The organism is Streptomyces sp. NPDC059564 (assembly GCF_042735575.1).
Classification (GTDB): Bacteria; Actinomycetota; Actinomycetes; order Streptomycetales; family Streptomycetaceae; genus Streptomyces.
In genome coordinates, this window is the sequence record NZ_JBHWBP010000505.1 from 1 (window position 1) to 4,182 (window position 4,182).

Consider the following 4,182-nt stretch of genomic DNA (forward strand, 5'->3'; position numbering starts at 1 on the left):
GTCCGGGACCTGTACGAGCGCGTCATCAGGGTCAACCGCGAACCCGAGCGGCGCTGTGTCGCCGCCTGCGCCATGGCCGGCGCACTCTCCCTGCTCTAGAACCAGCCGGAGTCGCTCGGTCTGCTGCTCGACACCTTCCGGCAGTCGCCGCCGCGCACGGTCACGACCTCGTTGGCGCTGGCCGCGCTGGCCGCCTCGATCGCGCGGCAGTCGGGGCTGCCCGACCACCATCAGTCGCTGCCTCCGCTGCTTGCCCACGCCGACCGGACGGCACGGGAAGCCGGTCCGGGGAAGGCCCGCACCGGGCCGGCCGACGAGGAGGGCTTCCCCGAACTCGCCGACCCCGGAGCACTCGCGGCCCTGCGCGCCCTCACGGCGGTCCTGGCCGGAGCGTCTTCGTACGTGCGTACGGAGCCCTCCCGCCCGGTCCGCGCCGCCGCCGGTCACAGCGGCACCCCGCCGGTCACCCGGCTGCTGACCGACGCCTCGTTGGCCTACCACACCGACCGGTCGGAGCTGGCCGCGGAACTCCACCGGCAGGCCGCCAGTCCACGCGGGGCGCGGGGATCGCGCGGTCCGCAGGTGTGGGAGCTCCCCGCACAGGTCGACACCCTGATCGCCCTCGGCCGTTGGATGGAGGCCGAGTCGCTCCTCACGGACGGCCGCTCCGTCGCCGCCGTACACCGGCTGCCCCGGCTCGACATGGACCTGGAGGCGCTCGCGGTGACCCTGCGGGCGCTGCGCGGCGATCCGGTCCCGGCCGCGTTCACGTACGATCCGCAGCCGCCGCTCGCTCCGTCCGCCTCCCGCGTCCCGTTCACCGGGCCCCACTGGCGTTCCGTCAGCCTGGACGAGAACCGGGCGACGAGGGCCAGGATGCTGCGCGCCTGCGGTCTGTCCGCCCTGTCCCTGGGCGACTCCGACGGTGCCCACCGGCATCTGCGCGCCCTGTACGGAGAGGACGGCGCACCCCTCGATGCCTTCGTGGCCCCCCGGGCGATCGCCGAGCTGGCCGAGTCCGCCCGGCGGACCGGCAACCAGACGGAGGCGGCGCGCATCCTCGCCGAGGTGCGCACGGCGCAGGGGGACCGGCCGACCCTGCGGATGACCCTGCTGATGCACCACGCGGCTGCGCTCGTCGACGAAGGGGGAGACCCGGAACACCACTTCCGCCTCGCTCTGGTCAGCGCGGCGGGGGAAACCTGGCCGCTGGAGCGCGCCCGGACCCGGCTCCACTACGCGGTGTGGCTGCGGCGGCGGCGACGGCCGCTGAAGGCACGTGCCCAGCTCTCCGCCGTCCTGGAGGCCGCCCTGCGGTTCGGTGCCCCGGCCCTCGCCGAGACGGCGCGGGGAGAACTGCGGGCGGCGGGCGCGGCGGAGACCTGCGGGGCCGTCGGCCCGGCGCACCGGCTGGACGAACTGACCGCCCAGCAACGGCAGATCGCCGGTCTCGCCGCCGACGGGCTCACCAACCGGGAGATCGGCGAGCGGCTCTTCCTGTCGCCGCGTACCGTGGGCTCGCACCTCTACCAGGTCTATCCCAAGCTGGGCATCAGCAGCCGCCGTCAACTCCGGGACGTGCTGCGCAACGCCTGACGTGCGCGAGCGGACCCCGCGCGGCACGAGCCCGGGGACACGAGCCCCAGGACACAGGCCCCCGGGCACAAGAGCGAGAGGCACACCCATGCACCCTGATCCCGAGGGCCCTGTCGTGCTCGATCCCGTGGTGCGGCGGCTGGTCGACGCCTCGGCGACCCCGCCCCATCTGCACGAGCTCGGTCCGGCGGAGGGCCGCCAGGCGCTGAGGGAGTCCCAGTCCAGCCGTGTCGAGGACGCGGGGGTGGAGACCGCCTTCCACGTGGCGCACGTCGGACCGACGGGGCTGGTGGGATTCTGGATCTTCCGGCCGCCCGGCGTTCCCGCACGGTCGCCCTTCGTCTTCTACGTACACGGGGGGCGCTGGATGCTCGGCGACGCGCACACCCACGCCCGGCTCATCGGCGAGTTGGCGCGCGGAGCGATGGTCACGGCGGTCGTCCCCGAGTACAGCCGCACGCCCGAGGCGCGACACCCCGTACCGATCGAGGAGTGTCACGCCCTGCTGGCCTGGACCGTCGAGCACGCCGAGCGGCTGGGCCTGGACGCGGACCGGGTCGCGGTCGCCGGCGACTGCGCCGGGGCCACGCTCGCGACGGCACTCGCGCTGCTGGCGAAGGAGCGCGGCGGCCCCGCCATCCGGGCGCAGTTGCTCTACTACCCGTTGACCGACGCCCGTTGCGGAACCCGGTCCCAGCGGCGCTTCGCCACCGGACACCTGCTCACCCGGGCAGCCCTGCGCAGGTACTGGCGGATCTACGTGGGCGCGGCCGAACTGCTGGACGAGCCGGTGGTGTCGCCCCTGCGGGCGAGCCATGCCCAACTCAGCGGCCTGCCACCCGCGCTGGTCGTCACCGCGGAAGCCGATGTGGCGCGGGACGAGGCCGAGGAGTACGCGCAACGACTGCGCGGATCCGGCGTCGACGTGACGGCCGTGCGCTTCCAAGGCACGGTGCACGACTTCGTGTCGCTCGAAAGCCTGCGGGACAGCGTTCCCACACGGGCGGCGATAGGGATGGGCGCAGCCCATCTCCGGACGTACCTGAACGGTGGGCGGCCCGCCCGGGCGGCGGGCCCGTCGGCGGACCGGCCGACCGACTGATGCACGGGGGGTCCGGGGCGACGGGCCGCGGACGACTGGTCAGGTGGCAGAAGCGTCACCGCCCCGTCTCGCCGATCATGGACTCGGCCAGGAAACATGCCCACAGCCGTGGGCAGCCAGCACGTCCGGAGTATGCGCATGACGGTCCACCCCTCCCGACCGGCGGCGTCACCCCCACTGGGCCGGGACCGCGAGATCGAGTGGATCCGGCAGTGCGTGACGCGGCAGCCCGGCAGCCCCCAGGCGTTGCTGCTCCTCGGGGAGGAGGGGATCGGACGTACGACCTTGCTCCACCACGCCCGGGAGCTGGCGGCCGGCGAGGGCATGCTCGTGCTGTCGGCGCAGGGCTGGGCCGCGGACCACCGGCACGCCCGTGCCTGCCTGCAGCAGCTGCTGGTGCCGGTCCTGGACGAGCTGCCCGGCCTGCCCGGGGGACACGGCCGGGTGCTGAGCGCCGCCGTGAGTCCCGTAGCCCGGGACGGCGGGCCGGACGACGGGCAGGTGCAGAGCGCACTGCTGGCGCTGCTGGACCAACTCGCCGCGTCGCGCCCGGTACTGGTGTGCGTGGACGACGTACACGCCTGCGACCGCGCCTTTCTTGACGCGCTCTGCGCGGGGATCCGGCTCCTGGCCGGCCGCCCGGTCGCACTGGTGCTCACCGCGCGCGGCGAGGCGCCCCCGCCCGGCCTGCCCCCCGGCACGGAGAGCCTGCATCTGGGCCCGTTGAGCGTTGCCTCGGCCGCGGCGCTGCTCGACCGGCAGCCGGGGGCGCCCGCCGGCCGCCGCAGGCTGGAGATCCTGGAGGAAGCCGAAGGCAATCCCCTGGCCCTGGTGGGAACGGCCCGCCCCGCGCCCACGGACACCCGGGGGCCGAGCGCCTCCGGCGCCCCGGTGCGACGCCCTCCGACGGCGCAAGGCTTCGCGGCACGACTCGACGCGCTGCCCCCCGAGACGGTACGGGCCCTGCTGTACGCCGCGGCCGCGGAGCCGGGGGAGAGCCTTGCCTGCCTCATGACCGCCCTGGACACCGAAGACCTCGCGGTGTGGGCCCCGGCGGAGGCGTCCGGACTGGTTTCGCTGGTCGAGGACCGCCTCGTCTTCCGGCATCCGCTGGCGCGGTCGGCCGCGGTCTCGTGGCATCCGGCGGGCGAGCGGCAGCGGGCCCATTTGGACCTCGCCGCGGTCGTCGCGCGGCCGGAGAGCAGAGCCCGGCACCTGGCCACCGCCACCTTGAGCGCCAGTGAACCGGTCGCCACCGCGCTCGAGGACTCCGCGTGGCGGCACGGGACCGCCGCGGGCACCGCGCGCGCCCTGGAACAGGCGGCCCGGCTCAGCCCCCAGCGGCCGGAACGCGCGCGTCGTCTGGCCGCTGCGCTGGTGGCGGCGCACGCGGTGGGGGACGCCGACTGGGTGAGGGACCTGCACGCCCGGTTCGTCCGGGAGCCGGGGGATCCGGACCTCGTCTGCGTCGCGGCCGGGGCCCC

At 75.2% G+C, this 4,182-nt stretch carries 3 protein-coding genes; all 3 read left to right on the top strand.

All coding sequences use genetic code 11. The features are described 5' to 3' along the window. Positions 1-171: 171 nt before the first annotated feature. On the top strand, positions 172-1,596 hold the full coding sequence (locus ACFV0Q_RS39085; protein WP_385012533.1) for a LuxR C-terminal-related transcriptional regulator: 1,425 nt from the start codon (positions 172-174) through the stop codon (positions 1,594-1,596). 115 nt (positions 1,597-1,711) lie between these two features. Beyond that, entirely contained in the window at positions 1,712-2,698 is a 987-nt protein-coding gene (locus ACFV0Q_RS39090; RefSeq protein WP_385012534.1) for an alpha/beta hydrolase, read from the top strand. 138 nt (positions 2,699-2,836) lie between these two features. Further along, on the top strand, positions 2,837-4,182 hold a 1,346-nt coding region (locus ACFV0Q_RS39095; RefSeq protein ID WP_385012536.1), incomplete at its 3' end, for an AAA family ATPase.